General features: G+C 71.1%; 26 protein-coding genes. 12 read left to right on the forward strand and 14 right to left on the reverse strand.

Annotated elements, in window-relative coordinates; all coding sequences use genetic code 11:
* Positions 1-428: 428 nt before the first annotated feature.
* On the forward strand, positions 429-1,160 hold the full coding sequence (locus ACGFK0_RS30565; protein WP_392911078.1) for a hypothetical protein: 732 nt from the start codon (positions 429-431) through the stop codon (positions 1,158-1,160).
* On the opposite strand, the gene ACGFK0_RS30570 is transcribed toward ACGFK0_RS30565, so the two are convergent.
* A complete protein-coding gene (locus ACGFK0_RS30570) occupies positions 1,161-1,475 on the reverse strand; it encodes a helix-turn-helix domain-containing protein (RefSeq protein WP_392911080.1) in 315 nt (104 codons plus the stop codon). It abuts the gene before it with no gap.
* Positions 1,476-1,554: 79 nt separating this feature from the next.
* Here ACGFK0_RS30570 and ACGFK0_RS30575 point away from each other — a divergent pair, with 79 nt between their 5' ends.
* On the forward strand, positions 1,555-1,650 hold the full coding sequence (locus ACGFK0_RS30575) for a hypothetical protein (protein WP_392911082.1): 96 nt from the start codon (positions 1,555-1,557) through the stop codon (positions 1,648-1,650).
* A 12-nt stretch (positions 1,651-1,662) separates the two neighbouring features.
* Positions 1,663-4,737, forward strand: a complete 3,075-nt coding sequence (locus tag ACGFK0_RS30580) for a BTAD domain-containing putative transcriptional regulator (protein ID WP_392911084.1) — start codon at positions 1,663-1,665, stop codon at positions 4,735-4,737.
* On the opposite strand, the gene ACGFK0_RS30585 is transcribed toward ACGFK0_RS30580, so the two are convergent.
* From ACGFK0_RS30585 to ACGFK0_RS30595, 3 genes are all read right to left on the reverse strand, one after another.
* Positions 4,719-5,540, reverse strand: coding sequence for an ABC transporter permease (locus ACGFK0_RS30585; RefSeq protein ID WP_392911087.1), 822 nt, complete (start codon positions 5,538-5,540; stop codon positions 4,719-4,721). The two genes, ACGFK0_RS30580 and ACGFK0_RS30585, sit on opposite strands and share 19 nt — an antisense overlap.
* Positions 5,537-6,496 (reverse strand): ATP-binding cassette domain-containing protein, encoded by a 960-nt coding sequence (locus tag ACGFK0_RS30590; protein ID WP_392911089.1) that lies wholly within the window; start codon positions 6,494-6,496, stop codon positions 5,537-5,539. Before ACGFK0_RS30590 ends, ACGFK0_RS30585 begins: the two co-directional genes overlap by 4 nt.
* Before the next feature lie 169 nt (positions 6,497-6,665).
* The gene (locus ACGFK0_RS30595) at positions 6,666-6,974 is read right to left on the reverse strand and encodes a hypothetical protein (RefSeq protein WP_392911091.1); all 309 of its coding nucleotides are present in this window, start codon (positions 6,972-6,974) and stop codon (positions 6,666-6,668) included.
* 163 nt (positions 6,975-7,137) lie between these two features.
* On the opposite strand from ACGFK0_RS30595, the gene ACGFK0_RS30600 reads away from it, so the two are divergent.
* Positions 7,138-7,830 (forward strand): hypothetical protein, encoded by a 693-nt coding sequence (locus ACGFK0_RS30600; protein WP_392911093.1) that lies wholly within the window; start codon positions 7,138-7,140, stop codon positions 7,828-7,830.
* A gap of 81 nt (positions 7,831-7,911) precedes the next feature.
* Here ACGFK0_RS30600 and ACGFK0_RS30605 read toward each other — a convergent pair whose 3' ends face one another.
* Both ACGFK0_RS30605 and ACGFK0_RS30610 read right to left on the reverse strand, forming a co-directional pair.
* Entirely contained in the window at positions 7,912-9,225 is a 1,314-nt protein-coding gene (locus tag ACGFK0_RS30605; RefSeq protein ID WP_392911095.1) for a phosphotransferase family protein, read from the reverse strand.
* A 102-nt stretch (positions 9,226-9,327) separates the two neighbouring features.
* Positions 9,328-9,954 carry a TetR/AcrR family transcriptional regulator gene (locus tag ACGFK0_RS30610; protein ID WP_392911097.1) on the reverse strand — a complete coding sequence of 209 codons (627 nt, stop codon included), beginning with the start codon at positions 9,952-9,954 and terminating at the stop codon, positions 9,328-9,330.
* Between the two features lie 174 nt (positions 9,955-10,128).
* On the opposite strand from ACGFK0_RS30610, the gene ACGFK0_RS30615 reads away from it, so the two are divergent.
* From ACGFK0_RS30615 to ACGFK0_RS30635, 5 genes are all read left to right on the forward strand, one after another.
* Positions 10,129-10,710, forward strand: coding sequence for a VOC family protein (locus ACGFK0_RS30615; protein ID WP_392911099.1), 582 nt, complete (start codon positions 10,129-10,131; stop codon positions 10,708-10,710).
* Complete coding sequence (locus ACGFK0_RS30620) at positions 10,694-11,335, forward strand: carboxymuconolactone decarboxylase family protein (RefSeq protein ID WP_392911101.1); 642 nt, start codon at positions 10,694-10,696, stop codon at positions 11,333-11,335. The genes ACGFK0_RS30615 and ACGFK0_RS30620 overlap by 17 nt, the downstream gene beginning before the upstream one ends.
* On the forward strand, positions 11,335-12,489 hold the full coding sequence (locus ACGFK0_RS30625) for an acyl-CoA dehydrogenase family protein (RefSeq protein ID WP_392911103.1): 1,155 nt from the start codon (positions 11,335-11,337) through the stop codon (positions 12,487-12,489). The genes ACGFK0_RS30620 and ACGFK0_RS30625 overlap by 1 nt, the downstream gene beginning before the upstream one ends.
* Before the next feature lie 120 nt (positions 12,490-12,609).
* Positions 12,610-12,987 (forward strand): hypothetical protein, encoded by a 378-nt coding sequence (locus ACGFK0_RS30630; RefSeq protein WP_392911105.1) that lies wholly within the window; start codon positions 12,610-12,612, stop codon positions 12,985-12,987.
* Between the two features lie 134 nt (positions 12,988-13,121).
* On the forward strand, positions 13,122-13,562 hold the full coding sequence (locus tag ACGFK0_RS30635; RefSeq protein ID WP_392911107.1) for an ATP-binding protein: 441 nt from the start codon (positions 13,122-13,124) through the stop codon (positions 13,560-13,562).
* A gap of 52 nt (positions 13,563-13,614) precedes the next feature.
* Here the strand turns inward: ACGFK0_RS30635 and ACGFK0_RS30640 are convergent, their stop codons facing one another.
* From ACGFK0_RS30640 to ACGFK0_RS30650, 3 genes are all read right to left on the reverse strand, one after another.
* Positions 13,615-14,286 (reverse strand): choice-of-anchor P family protein, encoded by a 672-nt coding sequence (locus ACGFK0_RS30640; RefSeq protein WP_392911110.1) that lies wholly within the window; start codon positions 14,284-14,286, stop codon positions 13,615-13,617.
* A gap of 42 nt (positions 14,287-14,328) precedes the next feature.
* A complete protein-coding gene (locus tag ACGFK0_RS30645) occupies positions 14,329-15,144 on the reverse strand; it encodes a L,D-transpeptidase (RefSeq protein ID WP_392911112.1) in 816 nt (271 codons plus the stop codon).
* Positions 15,145-15,315: 171 nt separating this feature from the next.
* The gene (locus tag ACGFK0_RS30650) at positions 15,316-15,867 is read right to left on the reverse strand and encodes a MarR family winged helix-turn-helix transcriptional regulator (protein WP_392911114.1); all 552 of its coding nucleotides are present in this window, start codon (positions 15,865-15,867) and stop codon (positions 15,316-15,318) included.
* Positions 15,868-15,890: 23 nt separating this feature from the next.
* On the opposite strand from ACGFK0_RS30650, the gene ACGFK0_RS30655 reads away from it, so the two are divergent.
* Positions 15,891-17,075, forward strand: coding sequence for a PP2C family protein-serine/threonine phosphatase (locus tag ACGFK0_RS30655; RefSeq protein WP_392911116.1), 1,185 nt, complete (start codon positions 15,891-15,893; stop codon positions 17,073-17,075).
* Here the strand turns inward: ACGFK0_RS30655 and ACGFK0_RS30660 are convergent.
* The 4 genes from ACGFK0_RS30660 to ACGFK0_RS30675 form a co-directional block, all read right to left on the reverse strand.
* Entirely contained in the window at positions 17,059-17,496 is a 438-nt protein-coding gene (locus ACGFK0_RS30660) for a response regulator (RefSeq protein WP_392911118.1), read from the reverse strand. The two genes, ACGFK0_RS30655 and ACGFK0_RS30660, sit on opposite strands and share 17 nt — an antisense overlap.
* Before the next feature lie 48 nt (positions 17,497-17,544).
* A complete protein-coding gene (locus tag ACGFK0_RS30665) occupies positions 17,545-19,182 on the reverse strand; it encodes an ATP-binding protein (protein WP_392911121.1) in 1,638 nt (545 codons plus the stop codon).
* A 122-nt stretch (positions 19,183-19,304) separates the two neighbouring features.
* Positions 19,305-20,504 (reverse strand): PP2C family protein-serine/threonine phosphatase, encoded by a 1,200-nt coding sequence (locus ACGFK0_RS30670; RefSeq protein WP_392911127.1) that lies wholly within the window; start codon positions 20,502-20,504, stop codon positions 19,305-19,307.
* Between the two features lie 141 nt (positions 20,505-20,645).
* Positions 20,646-21,197 carry a CGNR zinc finger domain-containing protein gene (locus tag ACGFK0_RS30675; protein ID WP_392911130.1) on the reverse strand — a complete coding sequence of 184 codons (552 nt, stop codon included), beginning with the start codon at positions 21,195-21,197 and terminating at the stop codon, positions 20,646-20,648.
* Between the two features lie 85 nt (positions 21,198-21,282).
* On the opposite strand from ACGFK0_RS30675, the gene ACGFK0_RS30680 reads away from it, so the two are divergent.
* Complete coding sequence (locus ACGFK0_RS30680) at positions 21,283-22,188, forward strand: alpha/beta fold hydrolase (RefSeq protein WP_392911133.1); 906 nt, start codon at positions 21,283-21,285, stop codon at positions 22,186-22,188.
* A 63-nt stretch (positions 22,189-22,251) separates the two neighbouring features.
* The gene (locus tag ACGFK0_RS30685; protein ID WP_392911135.1) at positions 22,252-22,539 is read left to right on the forward strand and encodes an RNA polymerase sigma factor; all 288 of its coding nucleotides are present in this window, start codon (positions 22,252-22,254) and stop codon (positions 22,537-22,539) included.
* An 81-nt stretch (positions 22,540-22,620) separates the two neighbouring features.
* Here ACGFK0_RS30685 and ACGFK0_RS30690 read toward each other — a convergent pair whose 3' ends face one another.
* On the reverse strand, positions 22,621-22,932 hold the full coding sequence (locus ACGFK0_RS30690) for a hypothetical protein (protein WP_392911137.1): 312 nt from the start codon (positions 22,930-22,932) through the stop codon (positions 22,621-22,623).
* Positions 22,933-23,061: the final 129 nt, after the last annotated feature.

The raw sequence follows: 23,061 nt of genomic DNA on the forward strand, positions 1-23,061 counted from the left end.
ATGATCACACCACGCCCACCCTCAATGATCAACATGACGGACGGTCGCACACGGCCCAACCAGCAGCACAGCCCGTGAACGGCCTGAATGCTTACAGCGGCTCGCTTTGGGCGCTGCTTCCCGACCGGCTTGTCGAAGCCAGGACCGCCGACGACCTGGCTCGCCAACTCCGCGCCGCTCTCGCGCCGCGTCCCCAGGCGATGTGCCGTCCTGGACCGGCCACTCGCAGGCCGGACGGTAGTTGGGCCACCCCGTCTCGGCGCTCCGTCCGCCGGCGCCGTCGCAATTTCGGGCTCCTCTTGAGCGCGGTGTTCCGTTTCGCGGCGAGCACCTGTTGAGAACCGCGTGCGTTCACCGGCAGGTAGAGTTGCCGACTCTCGTCGAATGCTCTGGGGGACGGAACAGTGGGCGGAAACGGGGAAGCGGGCTTGCGGCAACAGTTCCACGACGCCTCTGGTCCGGGTGACGCATGGCTTTCACCACGCCTGCAGATGACCTTCCGGCCCGCGGCGTCGCCGATCCGCGATCCGCTTGCGAAACTGGGTGGGCAACCGGTGTGGTCGGACGGTTGCCACTGGCCGTTGTCCGCCGCGTACGGCACCCCCATGATGTTCGTCGGCCAGTTCCCGGTCCCGGGTGTTGAGAAGCGGATGGCCTACCTGTTCGTCACCGATAACGACGGCACCGTGTCCTCTTTTAAGGCCGAGGGCGGGGAGAACGCACTGCTTGTCCAGCCCGGTGGCCGGATCCCCGAGTTCCTGACCGTCACCGACGCGGAGGCCGGTCCCTCGCTATGGCGGCGCGGCGCGAGTTGGGACGAACACGTGCCGGTCGAGCTGCTCATCGCGACGTCCCTGCTGGATCCGGCCGAGGAATGGGTGCTGGAAGAAGAGATCGCCCAATGGGAAGCCGAACGTCGCGGCGAATTCATTGATCTTCCGGATACCGAGGTCTTCTCGCCGCGCAGTTACATCGGAGGCAGGCCCAACTTCTGGCAACCCCGGATAGAGGTGCCGTCGCCATGGCGATTCTTCTTCCAGATCCACGGCATGGAGGGATGGGACGGCGAGCCGTACGCGCTGAACTTCGGCGGTGGCACCGGCTACGCGTTTGTGAGCCCTGACGCGTGCGAGGGGCGCTTCTACTGGGACTGCGTGTGATCAGTCGAAAGCACGATCGTGAACCGCCCGAACTCTGCCGATGACAGGTAGGCCGCCGAGGGCCTCGACGTAGCGGGCAACGGCGTCGACGGTGGAGACCTCGCCCCGCTCGATCTGGGACACGCGGCTCTTGGTCACACCCATCCGGTCGGCCACCTCGCTTTGCGACAGGCCGATGGCCTTGCGCCGCTCCGCGAGCCGGTGCCCATCGATGTACGCCTGATTGCGCCTGCGGGCCTCGGCCACACCCTGCTCGCCACCGGCGCCCGCAACGACATCGGCTCGCACATCGCTCCACTTGGGAAAGTTCGTCATCGTTCCCGCCCCTTCACGCTCTCTAGCTCCACATCATCCACACCTCGGAGGCCCACGGGCCGGGATAGACGCCGGTGTCATGCGAGCCGCCGAGGGCCTGGCTCGCCGGGTCATCGGCATGGGGCACGGGAAGGACGGGTTCGTCCGCGTCACCGAACTCCTGTGCCGCCGCTGACACTATGTACGTATGCGGGTTGAGGTCCTTGGGCCGTTGGTCGTGACGGACCGGGGTGAGGACGTCGTGGTCGGCGGGGCACGGTTGCGGGTGCTGCTGATCAGGCTGGCGCTGGAGGCGGGGCGGACGGTCACCGTCGACGCCCTCGTTGAGGCGGTCTGGCCGGACGGCGGGCCGGGGGATCGGGTGCATGCGTTGCAGGCGCTCGTTTCGCGGTTGCGGCGGTGCCTGCCTGCGGGACGGTTGACGTCGGTACCCGGGGGCTACGCCTTGGACGCCGAGGCCGTCGACGCCTCGGAGTTCGAGCGGCTCGCCAGGGACGGCGGCAGGACGCTGAGGGCGGGGGACGCGAAGCTCGCGGTCTCGCAGTTGCGGGAAGCCCTCCGCCTTTGGCGCGGGGACGCCCTGGCGGATGCGGCCGGTGTGCCGTTCGCGGACGCGGCGGCCGTCCGGCTGGAGGCGCTGCGGGTGTCGGCGATCGAGGACCGGGTGTCCGCCGAGCTCGCCGTCGGCGCCGAGCCGGGACCCCTGGTGGCGGAGCTGGAAGAGTTGGCGACGTCGCATCCGTTGCGTGAGCGGGTGCGCGCCCTGCAGGTCGAGGCGCTGCACCGGGCGGGGCGGTCCGCCGAGGCGCTGGCGCTGTTCGAGGAGTTCAGGGGCGTCCTGGCGGAGGAGCTGGGCACCGATCCGGGGCGCGAGCTGCAGGACGCCTACCTGGCCGTGCTGCGGGCCGTCCCCCGGCAGCGGGCGCGTGGGAATCTGCGGGTGCCGCCGACCAGCTTCGTCGGCCGGGAGGACGAGCGCGCGTGGATCGCGCGGCGGCTCTGGGAAGGGCGGCTCGTCTCGCTCGTCGGGGCCGGGGGGTCGGGAAAGACGCGGCTCGCGACCACGGTCGGGGCGGAGCTGGCCGGGCGGTTCCCAGGCGGGGTGTGGCTGGTGGAGCTCGCGGCGGTCGATGATCCCGAAGAGGTGCCCCGGGCCGTGGCGGACGTGCTCGGCCTGCGGGACGGCACCAAACTCGTCGAGGCGCTGTCCGCCGACGACACGCTGATCGTCCTGGACAACTGCGAGCACGTCGTGGAGGCGGCGGCCCGCCTGGTGGACGACCTGCTCGGCACCTGCCCCAGCCTGCGCGTCCTCGCGACGAGCCGGGAACGTCTCGGCGTCGGCGGTGAGGCGCTGTGCCCGGTGCCGCCGCTGGACGTCCCCGAGGAGGGCGAGTCCGGTATGGCGTCCTCGTCGGTCGAGCTGTTCGCCGAACGCGCCCAGGTCGTCCGGCCCGGGTTCACGGTCACCGGGGACAACGTCGCGACGATCGGCGAGATCTGCCGCCGCCTGGACGGCCTGCCGCTGGCGATCGAACTGGCCGCGGCCCGGATGCGTTCGATGTCGCTGGACCAGCTGGCCGCCCGCCTCGACGACCGGTTCCGCCTGCTGACCGGCGGAAACCGTGCGGCCCTGTCCCGGCACCGGACGCTGCGCGCCGTCGTCGCGTGGAGCTTCAACCTGCTGGACGACACCGAACGCCGGTTCGCCGCCCGGCTGTCGGTGTTCCCCGGCACGATCACCCCGGAGAGCGCCGCCCGCGTGACCGGCCACCCGGACGCCCTCGACGTCCTGGACTCCCTCGCCGACCGGTCGCTGCTCCAGGTCGTCGAAGGTGCCGAGCCGAGGTTCCGGATGCTGGAGACGATCCGCGAGTACGGGAGGGAGCGGCTGGCCGAGGCGGGGGAGACCGGCGAGGTCCGCGCAGCGCACCTCGCGTGCTTCCTGGACCTCGCGGAACGGGCCGAGCCGCATCTCCGCCGCCCCGAGCAGCCGGAGTGGTTCTTCCTCCTCGCGGCGGAACGCGACAACCTCGTCGCCGCGCTGCACCACGCCGTGGAGGCGGGCGACGGCGGGTCGGCCGTCCGCCTGGGTGCGGCGCTGGCCACGTTCTGGATGATCCTGGGCGACCACGCCGAGGCGGCCCGCAGGCTGCGGCTCGCGCTGGAGGCACCGCGCCCGGAACCCGTCCCGGAGGACGCGGAGGCGGTCGCGCTGGGCGGTTACCTGTTCAACACCGTCATGGCCGGCGGCGGCGCGCGTGACGACCCGTTCATCGGCGAGAAGGGCCGGGACTCGGCGCATCCTCTCGCCGCGTTGATCGATCCCGCCATCGCGCTGCTCACCGACGACACCGCGCGTGGTGTGGCGGCGATCGATCGCCGGTTGCCCGAGCGCGACCCGTGGACGAGGGCGATGCTGCATCTGATGCGGGCGATGCTCAACGGCAACAGCGGCGAAATGGACGAGGCCTACGCCGACATCGCCGTCGCCCAGGCCGGATTCCGCGAAGCCGGGGAACGGGTCGGCCTCTCACTCGCGCTCGTCTTCATGGCCGAGGGGCGGACCGTCAGGGGAGAGTTCGGCGAGGCCGTCGCCGCGCTGGAGGAATCGATCGAGCTGCTGCGCGAACTGGGCCAGGACAATGGCGCCGTCATGCAGCGGGTCATGCTCGCGGTGACCCGCGCCCGGTTGGGCGACGTGCAGCGGGCGCGGGACGAACTCGCCGCGATGATCGTCCCGGGGGCCGGCACCCCGTCCCGCCACCTGGTGTCCGTGCGGCTCGCCCTGGGCGACCTCGCCCGCCACGCCGGTTCCGTGGACGAGGCGCTTGAGCACTACGCGGCCGCCGGCCGTGAACTCGACCGCGTCCCGTCCTATCCGCAGTACCGCTCGCTGCTGGAGACGGCGCGGGGGCAGATGGCGATCGACCGCGACGACCCGGACGCGGCGCGGCGGCACCTGCGCAACGCCCTCACCCTCGCCGTCGACGCGCCCGACATCCCGATCGCGGCCGTCGCCGGCTACGCGATCGCCCGGTTGCGGGCCGCCGCCGACCCGGAGACCGCGGCGGAGATCCTCGGCGCCGTGTCCGTCCTGCGCGGCGCACCCAACGCGCACAACCCCGACGTCGTGCTCGTGACCCGGCCGCTGAGCCGGGCGCTGGGCGAGCACGCCTACCGGGCCGCCCATGCCCGCGGCGGACGACTGGACGTCCCCGGCGCGCTCGCCCTGCTGGACGATCAGCTCCGGCGCCGGTAGGTGTACACGGCCAGGGGGCAGAACACGACGAGGAACACCGCCGACCACAGCAGCGTCATCGCCGCCGGATCGGCGACCGGGCCGCCGGTCAGCAGTCCCCGCGACGCGTCCACGGCGTCGCTGACCGGGTTGACCTCGACCCACGCCTGCAGCCACCCCGGCAGCGTGTCCGCCGGGACGACCATGTTCGTGCCGAACGCCAGCGGGAAGATCCCGAGGAACGCCACCGTCTGCACGACGACCTCCTCCTTGATCAGGACCCCGATGAGGACGTTGATCCAGCCCAGCGAGAAGCCCAGCGCCGTCGCCAGCGCGGCCGCCGCCACCGCCGACAGCGGGTCGGTCTCCACCCGGAAACCCAGCACGTAGCCCGTGGCGAACAGCACGGCCGCCGCGACGACGTAGCGGATCAGGTCGCCGAGCACGTTGCCGACGAGCGGCACGGAACGTCCGATCGGCAGGCTGCGGAACCGGTCGAACACGCCCTTCTTGACGTCGGTGTTGATGCTGAGCCCGGTGGACAGCATCCCCACCAGCAGCATGGTCATCACCAGCACGCCGGGGAAGATGTAGCGCAGGTACTCCTGCGTGGACCCGGACACCGCGCCGCCGAACAGGTACACGAACAGCAGCAGGAAGATGATCGGCATGAACAGCGCGTCGAGGAGCAGCCCGGGGTTGCGCCTGGTCTTGGTCAGGCTCCGTCCCGCGAGCAGGAGGCTGTGCCGCACCAGCCGGTGACGGCGCCTCGGACGTGCCTCATCCCGCACGGCCAGGCCGGATTCGAGAACGATGTCGCTCATGCCGCCGCCTCCTCTTCTTCCGTGCGGTGGCCGGTCAGGGTGAAGAACACCTCGTCGAGGCTGGGCAGCCGGAGCGACAGCTCCGTGGCGCCGATTCCGGCGGCGTCCAGGCGCCGGACGGCCTCGGCGAACACGTGCTCCCCGTCCCCGGTGACCGGCACGCTGATCACGTCCCTGCGCAGCGACTCGGCCTCCCGTCCCGACACCGCGTTCAAGATCGCGGCGACTTCGATGAGCCGCGCCGGGTCACGCGGCCGCACCGTGATCGTCTGGCCGCCCGCGATCCGCTTCAGCTCGGCGGGCGTGCCGGCCGCGATGACCGTCCCCCGGTCGATGACGGTGATCTCGTCGGCGAGCGCGTCCGCCTCCTCCAGGTACTGCGTGGTCAGCAGGACAGTCCCGCCGCCGTCGGTCATCGACCGGATCAGCCGCCACGCCTCCTCCCGCTTGCCCGGATCGAGGCCGGTCGTCGGCTCGTCCAGGAAGATCACGGCGGGTCTGCCGATCATGCTCGCGGCCAGGTCGAGCCGGCGCCGCATCCCGCCGGAGTAGGTGGAGACGCGGCGCCCGGCGTCCCCGGTCAGCTCGAACCGCTCCAGCAGATCCGCCGCCCGGGCCTGCGCCTCCGTCTTGCGCATGTCGAGCAGCCGCGCGATGAGGACGAGGTTCTCCGTCGCGGTGAGGTCCTCGTCGACCGACGCGTACTGCCCCGTCAGCCCGATCAGTTCCCGTACCTTGGCCGCGTCCCGGACCACGTCCAGGCCGCACACTTCGGCCCTTCCCGCATCGGGCCGCAGCAGCGTCGCCAGGACCCGGACCGCAGTCGTTTTCCCGGCGCCATTGGGCCCGAGGACGCCGAGTACCGTCCCCGGCCGCGCGGCCAGTTCCACCCCCGCGAGCGCGGTCGTCTTCCCGAATCGTTTGACCAGGCCATCGGCCTGAAACGCGTAACTCATGCCCCGAGGCTGCCGCCCCCCGCTCACAAACCCCTCACACGGCACGAATCACCTGGTCAGGCAGGGAGGGGAATGATCGCCCCCCGCGAAAAGAGGCCCCTGGGCACATCAAGCAAACGAATCCGGCGGCGGCCCTCCCCCTGGCCGCCGCCGGACTATCACCGGATCATCACTTCAGGTCGAACTTGACCTTCTGCCCGTCCGACGATGTGACCCTGATCTGGACGCCCCCGACCTCGGCGCTCTGCCCCACGGGGATCTCGGTCGGCGCCGAACCGCCCGCCGACACCGTCATTCCCCGGTCGGTGATCTCTGTGACCGTCACGTTCGTGTCGTTGATATCGAGAGTCTGACCGGCACCGGACACGGTCACGTGACACTCGCCATTGCTGCACGAGTACGAGTTGCTCTGGCATCCGCTGAGCGTCAGCGCACCCGCGACCACGAGAACGGCCAGAACCGGGACGGAACGGAGCAAAGTACCCTCCTCCTGTTGAACACGGTGTCAAAGGAATAGATGCACCAAACCACCTTTTGGTTCGCCGCCCGAACGATGAACCGTCCTGTCCAGATCGCGCCGGTCACAGGCCGGCGAACCGATCACGAGGCCGTTCGTCGGTCGCGACTGCTTGAATGCGGCCATGACCGCCACAGATCTCGCCCACCGGCTCCCCTCCATCGCGGCCGTCCGGACGCTGAGCCGGTCCTTCGCCGTCCTGGACGCGATCCTGAGCCCGAACGGCCACGCCACCTACACCTTCGACAGCCGGTGGGCCGGACACCAGGAACTCGCCTCGATGGACAACGGCAGCGGCGACGAGTACTCGATCGTCTTCACCCCCGCCGGCGCCTTCATCCGCGGGTTCGACCACGAGTCCCCGATGAGCCCTTACGCCGACGAGGACTACGAGCTCTGGCCCGGCCTGGTCGAGTCGATCCCGGAGCAGTTCGCCGAGCAGGCCACCGAACCGGCCTTCTGCCATCACGGGGACACCGAACCGTTCCTGGCGGCCACGGTCTGCCTGTGGCGCCTGCATGACGATTCGGCCTGGCGAACCGGAGACATCGAGTTCCCACCGCAGGAGCAGAGCACAGACCCCGACGGATCAGACTGGCTGTTCGGCCTCCTGGCCGAGGGCACTCCGGAGGCCTACCGCGCCTACGCCACCGACTACTTCGAGGTCTCCCTCGACTCCGCCGCCGTCGGGGAGGTCTTCGAACACCGCCCCCTGACCACCGACCTCGTCCGGCGCATCAACCCGCACACCGACCTCGCCTCCCTGACCGAAACACTCGACACCATCGGCTACCCCTTCACCGAGGTGCGTGCATAGTCAGCGCGGACGGGGCCGAGTCGACGCCTTTCCAAGTTCGTCATTCGATAGTGAACTTGACTGTCCGGCCGTCCACGGAGCTTAGCCGGGTAGGGAGAGGTGGGCGGGGTTGGCGACGGTGAGTTTGTCGATGATCGAGGCGCGTACCGCGGCCACGACTTCGTCCCGCCGGTCGTCCAGGGTGGCTTCGCGGATGGCCGTGGCCAGGTCGGCGTCGGTTTCGCAGTCCAGCTTCCGCAGGCGGTCGAGGTGCGCGGCCTTGTGGGTTTCGCCCAGGAGGAGTTCCCGGCGGGCTATGCCGAGGGCCGCCGCGGCCACGCGGGCGTGGAAGCGGAGGCGGTCGTCGGGCTGCTCGGCCTGGATCAGGAACGCGGCGACGGCGTCTATGAGGGTGGACGCGCCAGGGCGGTCATGGGGCGCGTTGTCCGGGGTGGGGGCCGTTTTCAGCGGGTCTTGGACGGTCATCGGTTCGGTGAGGCCCAACGCCAGGAAGAGGTCGTGTTCCTGTTCGCAGACCTTCCGGCCCAGGACGGCGTACTCGATGGACAGGTCGGTGCCGCTGAGGTAGCGCTCGGCCTGGTGGCGGCACAGGATCGTCCAGCGGAGGGTGCCGTAGACCTCCCACCAGTGGAGTTCCTCAGGGGTCGGCGGGGTGCCGCCGGCGGCGGCGTAGCCGTCCAGGAGGTCTTCGCGGGGGCCGAAGCCGCCGACGGGGTGAGGGGAGCCGAAGCGCCACGCCTTCACGCACAGCCAGCCGAGGTCTTCGGCCGGGTCGCCGGTGTGGGCGAGTTCCCAGTCCAGGACGCCGGTCACGCCGGACGGGTCGATCATCAGGTTGCCGTTGCGGAAGTCGCCGTGGACGACCGTGCGGCGGCCGGACGCGGGCGGGCGGTTCTCGTGCAGCCACCGCAAGGCCAGTTCGACGGCGGGACGCGGTTCGTCGAACTCCTCGTAGTAGGCGGTGAGCGCGGTGAGCGGGTCGTCGTCGGGCAGGCCCGGGACGGGTGACATCGTGTGGAGCCGGGCGAGGATGGCGCCGAGGTCGCGGGCGAGGCGGCCCCGGACGGGTGCGAGGCGCTCGTCCCGGAGCAGGCGGCGTGGGATCGTCTCGCCGGACAGGCGTTCCATGATCAGGTAGGGGGAGCCGTCCAGGTCGGGGCCGTGGTCGACCAGGTGGGGGACGGGGACGCCCGCGGACGCGGCGGAGGCCAGGAGGGCGGCCTCGCGGGCCATCGCCTCGGCGTCGGGGGACGCGGGCGGGTCGCGGCGCAGGATCAGCGGGCGGCCGTCCGCGTCGAACGACCAGGTTTCGCGGCTCGCCCCGCCCGACAGGCGGACCAGATCCGACACGGCCGCGCCGAGGCGTGCGGCGAGCGCGGCGTCCAGCCCGGTCATGCGCGGGCCCGCAGGGTGTCTTCGACGTTGAAACGGTCGGCGAGTTCCACGAGTCTCCCTTGAGGTCGGCGGGGGCAAGGCGGCAGGGGCGAGGCGGCGGGGTCAGGTCGGCAGGCCGAGGGCACGGATGCTGAGGGTGTCGAGGGTGTCCAGGAGGCGGTCCGTGTGGGCGTCCTCGTCGCCCTGGACGAGCCACAGGTACAGCGAGTGGTCGACCATCGCGGCGAGCGCGCGGGCGGTCATCTCCGGGTCGACGTCGGACGGGACGATCCCGGCGCTCTGCCAGCGTTCGATGGCCTTGGCGGAGCGGCTCCAGGACACGGCACGGTGCTTGCGGCGCATCTCCTGGAACTCCACGTTGAACGTGGCGACCTGCTCGATGATCGCCATCATCCTCGCGTTGCGCCGGTACGCCTCGTAGTAGGCGCGGTTGACGCGGCGGATGCGCGCGGCGGGGGACGGGCCGGTGACCGGGACGAGGTCGCGGTCGATCATGTCCTGGAAGAGCCGGTCCGCGACCTCCAGGAACACCGCCTCCTTGGACGGGAAGTAGGTGTAGAAGGAGCCGTAGGCCACCTTGGCGTGCCGGGTGATGTGCGCGACGCGGGTCTCGAGGAAGCCGCGCTCCTCGAACACTTCCCGCGCGGCGGCGATGACGCGTTCCCGGGTCCGGGCGCCGCGCTCGGTGCGCGGCCCCTGCTGACCTCCTGGATCATCCCCGCTCCGCATGGCCGTGGATCCTTTCGCCCGGGTTGACAGACCGACGTTCGCAGGCAGAGTATCCGAGCATCCGAATAAATTGATATGACTGTCAAGTCAACTCTGGGAACCGTGATGGGTGACCGCGCGGCGTCGCGGGCAAGGTCCTGAACACGATCTTCGCCTCGTCCATAGGGAGGTCTCATGACCGGCGGGAACACCGAGTTCGAGCTCGGTGGCATCAACCACCTGGCGCTGGTGTCGTCCGACATGAAGCGCACCATCGACTTCTACTCCGGCGTCCTCGGCATGCCGCTCATCAAGACCCTGGACCTGCCGGCCGGCATGGGCCAGCACTTCTTCTTCGACTGCGGCGGCGGCGACTGCGTCGCGTTCTTCTGGTTCCCCGACGCCCCCGACGGCGTCCCCGGGATCTCCGCGCCGAAGGGCCGCCCCGAGGAGGGCGAGCTGATCAGCGCGGTCGGGTCGATGAACCATGTCGCGTTCCACGTCCCGACCGACAAGTTCGACGACTACCGCCGCCGGCTGAAGGAGAAGGGCGTCAAGGTCAGCCCGGTCCTGAACCACGACGACAGCGAGTTCGGCGTCTCCCGCGACGTGAACGAGGGCGTGTTCGTCCGGTCGTTCTACTTCCAGGACCCGGACGGGATCCTCCTCGAATTCGCCTGCTGGACGCGCACGTTCGGCGACTCCGACGTCTCCCACGAGCCCAAGACCGCCGCCGACCGCACCATTGCCAAGGAGAAGCATGCCGCGACTGCGTGAAGTTCCCCGCGCCGAGGTCACCGACGAACAGATCCTCTTCTTCTACGACCGTCTGTTCGGCCCCGACCGCGACCCGGCCGTCGACCACGGCACCGCGACCGGCTCGCCCGGTGACTGGTGGACGGTCTTCGCGCAGTCCCCGGACGTGTTCCGGCACGCCGTCAAGGGCTTCGCGCTGTACCGGAACGCCGAACTGGACCCCGTCCTCCGCGAACTCGGCCAATGCCGGGCCGGGTGGGCGCGCGGGAGTCAGTTCGTCTTCTCGCAGCACTGCAAGCAGATGCGGGCGCTCGGCATGGCCGAGGAGAAGATCGAGGCGATCCCGCACTGGCAGACGGCCGACTGCTACTCGCCGCTGGAACGCGCCGTCCTCGCCTACACCGACGGGCTCGTCCTGGACGGCGGCCGGGTGGCCGACGCGGTCTTCGACGTCCTCAAGGAGCACCTGTCCGACAAGGAGATCCTCCAGCTCACCTACATCACCTGCATGTACGACATGCACGCGACGATGTCGCGGGCGCTGCGGCTGGAGTTCGACGACCGTCCGGAGCCGATCGTCGAGGTCGCGGCGCCCGAGGGCTACGGCGACCGCGACATCTCCGCCGACCTGACCGGGGACCGCTGATGCTGTTCCCCGTGCCGGACCGGGTCCGGGACGTCCGCGACGCCGTCCACGCGTTCATGACCGAACGCGTTGAGCCCGCCGAACCCGCCCTCAGCGGCGGCGACCGCGAGAAACTCGGGGAGCTTCAGCGGGAGGCCAAGGACGCCGGCCTCTGGGCGCTCGGCCACCCCGCCGAACTCGGCGGCGGGGGCCTGCCCTTTCTCGACTACGTCTACGTCAACGAGGTGCAGGGACGCTCCGAATGGGGCCAGCTCGCCCTCGGCACGTTCACCCTCCAGGACTCGCTCATGCTGCACAAGTACGCGAGTCCGAGCTGGCGTGAGCGCTACCTGGCGCCGCTGGTCGCGGGCGAGGTGTGGCCGAGCTTCGCGATGACCGAACCCGACTTCGCCGGCTCCGACCCGACCCAGCTGCAGACGAAGGCCGTCCTGGACGGCGACCACTGGGTCATCAGCGGCCGCAAATGGTTCACGACGGGCGCGGCGAACGCCGCCTACACCACCGTCATGTGCCGCACCGAGCCCGAGGGGACGGCCCCGCACCGCTCCTTCAGCATGATCGTCGTGCCGACGGACACGCCCGGTTACCGCATCGTCCGGGAGACGCCCGTCCTCGGCATGAACGGCGGGCACTACGAGGTCGCCTACGACGACGTGCGCGTCCCCGCCGAGAACCTGCTCGGCCCGCGCGGCGACGGCTTCGTCATCGCCCAGGACCGCCTCGGCCCCGGACGGATCTTCCACTGCATGCGCTGGCTCGGCCAGGCGCAGCGGGCATTCGAGCTCATGTGCGCCCGCCTCGGCACCCGCGTCGCCTTCGGTGAGCCACTCGCCGCCAAGCAGCTCATGCAGCAGCACGTCTTCGACTCCTACACCGAGATCCAGGCGTCCCGGCTGCTGACCCTCCAGGCCGCCGAGCGGATCGACGCGGGCGACCAGGCACGCATCGAGATCGGAACCATCAAGGTCGCCGGCGCCCGGATGCTGCACAACGTCGTCGACCGCGCCATCCAGGTCCACGGCGCCGCGGGCCTGACCGACGACACGCCCCTCTCCCGGATGTACCGCCACGCCCGCGAAGCCCGCCTCTACGACGGCCCGGACGAGGTCCACATCCAGAGCACGGCCCGCCGCATCCTCCACAAGATGACCTGAGGCCAGGCCGACTCGCGTCCCAGCTCACCCGGTGGGCCGGTCCGGCGTCCAAGGTCAAGAACGCGTCATTGACGTCAGGGTGGCTTGACGTCCGAGGTCCACGATGTTGAGACTTGGGGCATGGTCACTCCGGATGGAATCGAACGGGACATCACGCTGACGACTGCGGCGGGGCGGTACGACGAGCTGTGGCTGCGGGACGCGGTCGGGGAGGAGCCGCTCCGGCGGGAGGAGGTGCTGGAGATGCTCGCGCTCGGGGAGGTGATCGCGCGGAAGGCGGTGTACGGGCGGCAGCTCGCGGTGCGGTCGGCGCGGTCGGCCGGGGCGTCGTGGACGCAGATCGGGGCGGCGCTCGGGGTCAGCAAGCAGGCCGCGTGGGAGGCGCACGGCCGGTGGATCGACGACCAGGCCGAGCAGCATCGGCGCAGTGACCACCAGGGGCTGGACGAGGAGCAGATCGCGGCGGCGCGGCGGCTCGCCGGGCGCGCGGACGAGTAGGCCCGGTGAGCAAGCGGGCGGACGCGGAAGTCGCGGTGAAAGGGCGTCCCGGTGGCCCGTGTTTTTCTGGTGGCTTGAGTTTCTTCTGAAGATCAGCGGGAAATCTGGCTGCTAGAGGAACGGAGGCGATTGGCATGGAGGTCGTTCTCGAAATGACCCTGCCGAGGAACGCCGAGAGCGCTCCGCTGGTACGGCACACGCTCGATGCCTCGCTGCGCGGGCTCGGGGTCGCCTCCGAGATCCGTGCCGATATCGCGCTCGCTCTGGGTGAGGCGTGCGCGAACGTCATCCAGCACGCCGAGAACGGAATGGAATATGAGGTCCGGGCGCGGATGGACGGGGCGAGATGCGTCGTGGAGGTCATCGACGGGGGCGCGGCGAACGGCGTCGGCGTCGCGGTGGCCGGCGACGAGGCCGACGGGGCCGGCGGGTGGGAGAGCGCCGTGACCGCGCCGCTGGCCGAGCACGGGCGGGGACTTCAGCTCATGCGGGCGTTCACGGAGGAACTGCACATCGCCGATCGCGTCCACCGTGAGGGCGCGATCGTGCATTTCGAGAAGTCGCTGGCGAGCTGACGGCGACGGCCCGGAGGGGGTACCCGCCGGGCCGCCGCGTCGAGGACGTTCGTCAGCCGGTGACCGGAAGGTCGTGCTCGACCGGCGTCGGGGCGGGCGCCTCGGACGGGGTCTCGGACGGGCCGGCCTGGCCGCAGGTGGCGGACGCGATCCTGACCGTCGCGGGCTTGCCGGGCAGTGGCACCTGGAGTTCCATCGCGGTGACGCCGAGCCGGCCGTCGGCCATGCGCTGCTGCTTGTTGAGGATCAGCGAGGCGCGGCCGAGGCCTTCGATGTCGACGGGGACGGTGGTGTTGGGCGGCGGCGAGGCGTCCAGGCGCTTGCCGGCGATGACGGCGCGGGCGAGGTGGGCCGAGCCCCGGCCGCCGTCGCATCGCGCGGAGACCGCGCTGGCCATGAGCTTCGCGGCCGGGACGGCGACCCGCGCGACGGTCGAGCGGGCACGGGCGGCGGACGCGGTGACGTCCAGCGCGGACGCCTGGACGAGCTTGGTGTGGTTCTCGCGCAGCAGGCTCTTGCTGACCTCGCCGGTGGTGGACGAGACGGCGGGCACCGGTGGGACGGAGACCGGTCCGGCGACCGTCAGCCCGTACGCGGAGCCTTCGGAGCCGTGCGGGGCGGCGGCGAGGGCCGTGGTCGCGGCGGTGGCCGTGACGGGGGCCAGCAGTCCGGTGGCGAGCAGTCCGGTGGCGGTGAGCCGTCCGACGGCAGTGCTGTAACGCATGATGGTTCTCCGATTCTTGGGATCTGAGGCGTGTCCGGCAGGTCAGCCGTTGATGAACACCAGGGACCCGAGCGGGACCCGTGACAGGGCGTCGAGCGCGTCCTCCGGCACCCGAACGCAGCCGTGCGTGACGGCCTTGCCGAACACGGAGGCGTCGGGCCAGCCGTGCAGGGCGACGGTGCCGGGACCGCCGCCGAAGGTGTCGAGGGTGGCCGAGTGGGTGCCGAGCGGCAGGACGATCGGGCTCGGCGACGTCTTCTTCCGGGCGAGCGTGGCCATGAGGAACGTCCGCCCGGACGGTGTCGGGGTGTTCGCGCCGCCGATCGCGACCTTCCACCGGCCGACCTGCCGCGCGGACTTGAGCAGCGTGAGCTGACGTTCGGCGAGGTCGACGCGGATGGCGTAGGACGTGTGCGCGGTCCGCAGCGGCCCCGCACCGGAGATCCAGCCGCTCGCCCGGTTGGGACGGCTCGGCAGGAGCACCCGCCGCCAGCCGCCCGAGGTTTCCACCACGGGGACCCAGGTGGGGCCGCCCAGCTGCTCGGTGGGAAGGGTGGCGACGCGGCGCCCGTCCGGCCGGTCGTGCACCGGAACCGGTTTGGCCGGGTGCAGGACCAGGCCGTCGGTGGCGCCGTCCGGCGCCGGGTCCCTCGGGGCACCGGAGACGGTGGTGAACGTGGTGGCCTCGGGGACCTTGGACGCCGCGGCCTCGCCGCCCGCCGCGTCCCCGCCCTTCGCCGCCGCGCTGGGCGACGCACCGCCGCATCCGCCGAGCAGCAGCGCGGCGGCCGCCGCCGGGATCAGGCCGGCGGCGGTGACGGCGCGGCGGGAATGCCGCGGGACATTTGTGGTCGCCATGAGGCGCGATATTAGCGGGACAGGGGGCGCCCACATCGAGAATGGCGGAAAATTGACGCGGAGTCGCTCGCGGAAATGGCGATATTCTCCGACTTTCTAGAAATTCTGCCAAGTCTCGGATTATCCGGCAAACCGGATCATTGCGGCGGTTCGGGCAGGCGTGGAGGGGGATCAGGCGGGCATGGAAAAGGAACCGCCGTCGGCCCCCGGCTTCGAGGCCGCCTCATGGAACTCGCCGAGCCCCCACAGCAGCGCCGCCCGCGCGGGCGCCGGCATCGACGCCAGCACCCGGGCCAGGTCCTCGCGCCGCCGCAGCCGGACCCGGTCGAGCAGCGCCTGCCCGTCCGCGCTCAGCCGCACCGTGACCTCGCGCCGGTCCCGGCCGGAGTCGCGGGTCAGCAGCCCGGACGCCTCCAGCCGGTCGCACAGCCGGCTCGCCGAGGACACCAGCGCGCCGAGCTCCTCCGCCAGCCGGCTGACGTTGACCGGCCCGCGCTCCACCACGAACAGCGCGCGCAACTGTGTCGACGGAACGGGTACATCGGGGGCACTGTGCGCACGCGACCAGACGTTCATCAGGGTGGAGGCCGCGTCATCGAGCGCGGCCGCGGACTCCGCGGCGTCCTCACCCGACGTGGCCACCATGCCCTCCACTGTTACATACGACGTCGCCGACGGCATCCGCAGCTGCCACAGGGCCGTCCAGTTCTCCAGGTGGCGCACGCTCCTACCAGGCGAGGAAGCCGATGCATGACGAACCAGCGGACAAAGAGTTCCAGGCCATCGCGCAGGGCATCTGGGCGGCTGCCCCGCACGAGCTCATCGACATCGCGAACGGGCTCATCGGACGGTACGCGAACGGGGTCGACGCCGAAGTCATGCTCATCGACTACCGGCAGGCGTTCCTCGTCCCGACCGGCCCGGGGCACGAGGACGTCCCGGTCGACAACACCGCCCCCGGACGCGCGTTCGCTTCACGGCAGACCGTCCGGGAACGGCAGGACGAGGACGGCGGCCGCCGCGTCCACGTGCCCCTGACCGTGCACGGCGAACGCCTCGGCGTGCTCAGCGTCCGCCTCCCGGACGGTGCCCCGCCCTGGCTGGAGGAGTTCGCCGCCGTCCTCGCCCGCGCCATCAAGATCGCGGACCAGGGCACCGACCTGTTCCGCCGCATCCGGCGGCGGACGCGGCTGACCCTCGCGGCCGAGATGCAGTGGGACCTGCTGCCCGCCCTGTCCTGCGACGGCGCCGAGTTCCACCTCGCCGGGCAGCTCGAACCCGCGTACGCGGTGTGGGGCGACAACTTCGACTGGGCCGCGTCCGGGGAGCGGCTGACGCTGACGGTCAGCAACGGGATGGGGTCGGGGACGGACGCGGCGGCGCTCACCCACCTCGCGATCAGCGCGCTGCGCAACGCGCGGCGGTCCGGCGCGGGCATCGCCGAGCAGGCCGCGCTCGCCGACCAGACGGTCTTCGCGCGGCACCGCGGCGAACGGCACGTGGACACGCTTCTGCTGGACTTCGAGCTCGCCACCGGGCGCGTCAGGGTGACCGACGCGGGTTCGCCGAGGATTCTCCGCATGCGGGGGAGCGCGACCGACGGCGTCGGGTTCGAGGCGCAGATGCCGCTCGGGATGTTCGGCGACACCCGGTACGTGACGGAGGAGTTCGCCGCCGAGCCGGGCGACCGCCTGGTCATCGTGAGCGACGGGGTGCACACCGCCTTGTCGCCGGCGGGCGAGCCGTATGGAGAGTCCGCGCTGATCCAGGCCCTGCGCGCCACCCGGCTGCAGGAGCCGCCGGAGGCCGTCCGCACCATGGTCCGGCATTTCGTCGCCTACCACGAGGAGACCGAACCGGCCGACGACGCGGTGATCGTCTGCATCGACTGGGCCGGACGCGGTGAACCGCCGGTCAGCGCGGAAGCTTGACCACCGTCACGAAGAAGTCGTCGATCCGGCGGACGACGGAGATGAACTGCTCGAAGTCGACCGGCTTGGTGACGTAGGCGTTGGCGTGCAGGTTGTAGCTGCGCAGGATGTCCTCGTCGGCCTCGGACGTGGTGAGCACGACCACGGGGATGCGGCGCAGGTCCTCGTCGTTCTTGATCTCCTGGAGCACCTCCCGGCCGTCCTTGCGCGGCAGGTTGAGGTCGAGAAGTACCAGGTCGGGACGCGGGACGTCCGCGTACTCGCCGTCCCGGCGCAGGAACGCCATGGCCTGCTCGCCGTCGTTGACGACGTGCAGGGTGTTGTTGACCTTGTTGTGCTCGAACGCCTCGACGGTCAGCAGGACGTCGCCGGGATCGTCCTCGACGAGCAGGACCTCGATGGGGTGCGGACCGTTAGGCATGTGCGTGTCCTTGCTCGGTGTCTCGGGTGTGGCGCGGCGATGTCATCGCTATGCGTCCGTGCCGGGTTTCGCGTGTGTTCGTGCGGGGTCGGCGGGCAGCGTCCAGTGGAAGACGGTGCCGGGGTCGCCGTCGCCGTCGCCGGTGCCGGGGCCGAGCCAGATCCGGCCGCCGTGGAACTCGACGATCTTCTTGCAGAGGGCCAGGCCGATGCCGGTACCGGCGTACGCCTCGCGCGGATGGAGCCGCTGGAAGATCAGGAAGATCCGGTCGGCGTAGCGGGGCTCGATGCCGATGCCGTTGTCGGCGCAGCGGAACTCCCACTCGTCCCCGGTCCGCCGGACGTCGATGGTGACGCGGGGCGGCGCGTCCTCGCGGCGGAACTTGATCGCGTTGCCGAGGAGGTTCTGGAAGAGTTGCGTGAGCTGCGTGCGGTCGCCGCGCACACGCGGCAGGTCCCCGACGTCGACCTCGGCGCCGGTCTCCTCCCGCAGGGCCGCGACGTTGTCCAGGGCTTGCTGGACGACCTCGTTCAGATCGACCGATTCCTCCGGACGCGACATCCGGCCGACCCGGGAGAAGCTCAGCAGGTCGTTGATGAGCGCCTGCATGCGCTTCGCGCCGTCGACGGCGAACGCGATGTACTGCCGCCCCCGCTCGTCCAGCTCGTCGCCGTACCGGCGTTCGATCATCTGGCAGAAGCTCGCCACCTTGCGCAGCGGCTCCTGCAGGTCGTGGCTCGCGACGTAGGCGAACTGCTCCAGTTCGGAGTTGGAGCGGCGCAGCTCCTCGGTCTGCTCATCGAGCTGCCGGGTCTTCTCGACGGTGGCCCGCCATTCGTCGATGATCCGGTCGCGCATCGCGTCGATGATCACCGCGAGTTCGTTGATCTCCGCCGGGCCGGGGACGTCCAGCGGATGTGCGAAGTCGCCCTGGGCCACCGCGCGGACCCGTGCGGTCAGCGAGGACATCGGGGTCAGCACGGTCCGGCGGATCAGCACGGCGAGCGCGAGCGCGGCCGCCACGACCAGGGCCAGCGCGGTGACCGTCGACCACAGCATCGTCCTCGCGCGGGCACGGAGCGTGTCGGCGGCCCGGTCGTGCAGCCGGGTGATCCCGGCCTGCAGCGGGGACATGTCGCCCCGCGCCTGGTTGAGCAGCTGCCGTGCCTGCCGGCTCTCGACACGGCCGAGGCCCTGGGCGCCCGGCCCGGCCGCGACGTCGTCGGCGAACGCGGTCCGCCATGCCCGTGAATCCGCGACCGCCTTGTCCAGGAGACGAAGGACGTCCCCGCTGCCCGGCACGTCCGCCAGAAGTTCGTGCATCCTGGCGGCGGACGTCCGTTCCCGCCGGACCGCCTCCCGGTACTCGGTGAGCTGCTCCTGGCCGCCGTCCAGCGCGTAGTCGCGGATGGCCCCGTCCTGGGTCGTGAGCGCGGACGAGAGCCGGAACTGCTCCAGCGCCGCCGGGTCGACCTTGTTGACGAGGACGTCCCGCGCCTGGTTGTTCTCGTGCAGCGCCGCCCCGGCCTGCGCGAACGCGAGGAGAAGCAGCAGCCCGAGGACGACCGAACCCCAACGGTAGATCTGGACGAGCCGCATGCGGCTCATCCCGTGCGCCTCCGGGAGATCCGCCGCCGGCAGTACGACGGCCGGCCCGGCGATCCTCGGCTTCCGCCCGGTCTCCACGACCGGCGGCGGCTCCGCGGGCAGTGGGGAAGACCCGCCCGCGCGGGATCCGCCCACGGGAGATCGGCCCACGGGAGATCGGCCCGCGGGAGGCTTGTCCGGGCCGGGGCGGTCCGCGGTCATCAGCCGCCGCCCCGGCTCAGCAGGAGCACGGCCAGGTCGTCGGACAGGACGTCCCCGTTCAGCCGCTCGGCTTCGGCGATGAGCCCGTCGACGAGCACGTCACCGCGCTGGCCGTCCCCGTGCGCGGTCGTCGCCAGCTCCACCAGGCCGGCCAGGTCGAGGTGCTCGCCGTCGTCGCCGGCGTACCCCTCGATCAGCCCGTCGGTGTAGAGCAGCAGCCCCCACGAGTCGCCGAGGTCGAGGTCGACCGCGGGCCAGTCCGCGCCGGGGATCAGCCCGAGCGCGGGGCCGCGCGGCTCGTCCGGGATCGGCTCGACGCCGCCCGGGCCGAAGAACAGCGGGCACGGATGCCCGGCCCGGTACAGCTTGGCGCCGCGCCGGTCGGGGGCGATGGTCAGCATGCACACGGTCGTGAAGATCTCATCGCCCCACCGCTCGTGTTCCAGGACGGCGTCGAGCGTGTCGAGGAGCCGCGGCCCGGTGTGCCCGGCGAGGACGAGCGTGCGCCACGCCATGCGGAGCCGCACCCCGAGGGACGCCTCGTCCGCGCCGTGCCCGCTGACGTCGCCGATGACCACGTGGACGGTGCCGTCCTCGGTCTCCACGGTGTCGTGGAAGTCGCCGCCGAGCAGCGCCCGGTCGCGTCCCGGCCGGTACCGGGTGTGGTGGCGCAGGGTCGTGTCCTTGAGGATCGGGACGGGCAGCAGCCCGCGCTCCAAGCGGGCGTTCTCCCGGCTCAGCGCGCGCGCCTCCACCAGTTGCCGCTCGGACTCGTCGGCGCGCTTGCGCTCGATCGCATAGCTGATCGCCCGGGTGAGCAGCGCACTGTCCACGTCCTGTTTGACGAGGTAGTCCTGGGCGCCGGCGGCGACGGCCTCGACGCCGACGTGGGCGTCGTCGAGACCGGTCAGCACGAGGACGGCGATGGACGGCGCGTGGGCGTGCATCTGGCGCAGCGCGTCGAGGCCCCGCGCGTCCGGCAGCGACAGGTCGACGATGACGCACTGGATGTCGGGCCGCAGCGCGTCGAGGGCCTCCCTGAGCGTGGTGGCGACGGTGATCCGCACGCCGGGCTGGGCTTCGGCCAGCAGTTCCTCGAACAGGAACGCGTCGCCGGGGTCGTCCTCGACGAGAAGCAGGTGGGGGGAGCCGGCCACGCCGAGGAGCCGCTCCGCGCCGCGACTGTGCATCGCGGTCATGAATCAGCCCCCTTGGCACGACCATTGAGCATGGCAGACGGGCGGTTGTTTGCCATCGAGCAAATGTTAAGGGCACTCGACTGATGTGGTGCACCCTGGTTCCGGTGTATCGCCCGAAACGGATCCTTTCGTCCGGTCAACCTACTTGTGCCGTTCGTAGTAGCGGGCGACGCGCATGCGATTTCCGCAGCGGGCCGCCGAGCACCAGCGGCGGCGGGGGTGCGCAGGCAGGAAGAGCATCGTGCAGTCGGCGGCCTCGCAGGACCGGATCCGGCCGATCGCGGGGTCGGTGAGGAGCGCGACGGCCGCCTCGGCGAGGTGCGCGGCGAGGCATACGCCGTAGGGGCCGGTGCGGTCGGCGGTCGCGGTGACGGCCGTTCCGTCCCAGGCCGGCCGCTTGATCGCGGGCGCCCGCCGCTGGGCGTCGGCGAGGCCCTCGAGGGACGCGGTGGGCGGCCGCTCGCCCTTGCGTGCGTGGTCGATGGCGGCGGCGGCGTGGTCGCGGACGGCGTGGACCGGCGCGAGGTCGTCCACGGTGAGCGTTCCGGGTTCCGGCTGCGGTACGCGGTCGCCCTGGAGGGCCAGCCAGGCGGCGAGCCCGTCCGGTGTGGAGATCAGGTCGGCGCCGGCGGGGCGGGTGTTGACCAGGTCCAGCGCGGGCGGCTCACCGGTCAGCGGGACGAGCTGGTTCATGGCCCTAATGCTACCTGTCCGTGTTGACACATTAGGTGGCCGCGGGTTAGGACTAATGCATCTTCCTGCCTTGGAGGCATGTGACATGACGTTCCCCGTACTCGCCCGCACCGCACACCGCCACATCGACGTCGACGGGATCCGGGTCTTCTACCGCGAGTCGCTGCCCGAGACGCCCGACGCGCCCGTGCTGCTCCTGCTGCACGGCTTCCCGTCCGCCTCGCACCAGTTCCGGCGCCTGATCGACGTGCTCGGGGGGCGCTATCGGCTGATCGCCCCCGACTACCCGGGATTCGGGCACAGCGACGTCCCGGAACCCGCGTCCACCGGCGGGACGTTCGCCTACACCTTCGACGGGCTCGCCGACGTCATGGAGGGGTTCGTCCAGGGCCTCGGCCTGGACCGCTTCGCCATGTACGTGTTCGACTTCGGGGCGCCGGTCGGGTTCCGGCTGGCCCTGCGGCATCCCGAGTGGATCGCGGGCCTGGTCGTCCAGAACGGCAACGCCTACGAGGAGGGGCTCTCGGAGGGCGCCCGCGAGTTCATCGCGTTGCGCCCGGAGACGGAAGGCGCGGAGAAGACGATCCGCGACCTGCTGACGCTGCCGTCCACACGCGGCCAGTACGAGGGCGGGACGGCCGACCCCGAACTCGTCGCCCCCGACGGCTGGACGCTCGACCAGCACTTCCTCGACCAGCCCGGCCGGACCAGGCCCCAGATCGACCTCGCCTTCGACTACCACTCGAACGTCGAGCGGTATCCGGAGTGGCAGGCGTGGCTGCGGGAGCACACCCCGCCCACCCTCATCGTGTGGGGACGGAACGACATGTTCTTCCCCGAACCCGGCGCCCGCGCCTACCTGCGCGACCTCCCCGACGCCGACGTCCACGTCCTCGGCACCGGCCACTTCGCGCTGGAGGACGGGCTTCCCGAGATCGCCCCGCTCATCGCGGACTTCCTCGACACGGTCTTCCCGCGAACACGCGCGTAACGATGGCGCTCCCCGGGCCACTACCTGGTGACGTGGACATCCGGACGGACAGAGGAGCAGCCGGTGCCAGATGAGGCCCCCGATGAACGGCGCTTCACGGCGATCTACGACGAGTGCCGCCAGCGCGTGTGGGCGTTCGCCGTCAGCCGCGCCGGGCGGCAGGTCGCGGACGAGGTGGTGAGCGAGACCTTCGCCATCGCGTGGCGGCGGCTCGCCGACGTCCCCGACCCGGCGCTGCCGTGGCTGCTCGGCGTCGCGCGGAACGTCCTGCGCGACGGCCACCGCGCGGACGTGCGGCGTGAGTCGTTCGCCACGGTCGGCACGGAATGGACCGACTCGGCCCCGCGGTGACCCGTTTATGGGAAGGGGCGGCGCCCGGCCGGTGCCGTCCCTTTCGCATGGCCGCGGCGAGTGTTAGTGGCCGGGTTGTGATCAGGCGCTTTTCGGAGCGTGGCGCGCGGTTCTCTGTGCGGCCCTGCGCTGGGCGGCGGTCGCCCTCGCGCGGTTGAGGCTTTCCCTGACCTTGGCGGCGCCGCGCGTCGCGGTCACGGTGTCCTTGGCGCGGCCGGCGTAAACCGCGAGGACCTCCGCGACGGGCGGCGGCTGCCATTCCTCCTTCGAGACGATGGGCACGACGGGCAGGACGGGCACGGTGGTCGCGGCGGAGTTTCCAGGCACGGGGACGAGCGCGAGATGCGATTGGCAGTGCGGGCACTGCACCCCCGGGTGGGTGTCTCTGCTCATAACTGGAATCATTACCCAAGGGTCTGACAAAACAAGTGCCCCGCCCTTTCGGAGTGATCCCCGGTTATGCGTTCGGCCGCGCCGCAGAACAGCAGCCCCGCGATCCACCCGGGCACCCAGAAGCACGAA

Source organism: Spirillospora sp. NPDC048823, from assembly GCF_043198445.1.
Classification (GTDB): domain Bacteria; phylum Actinomycetota; class Actinomycetes; order Streptosporangiales; family Streptosporangiaceae; genus Spirillospora.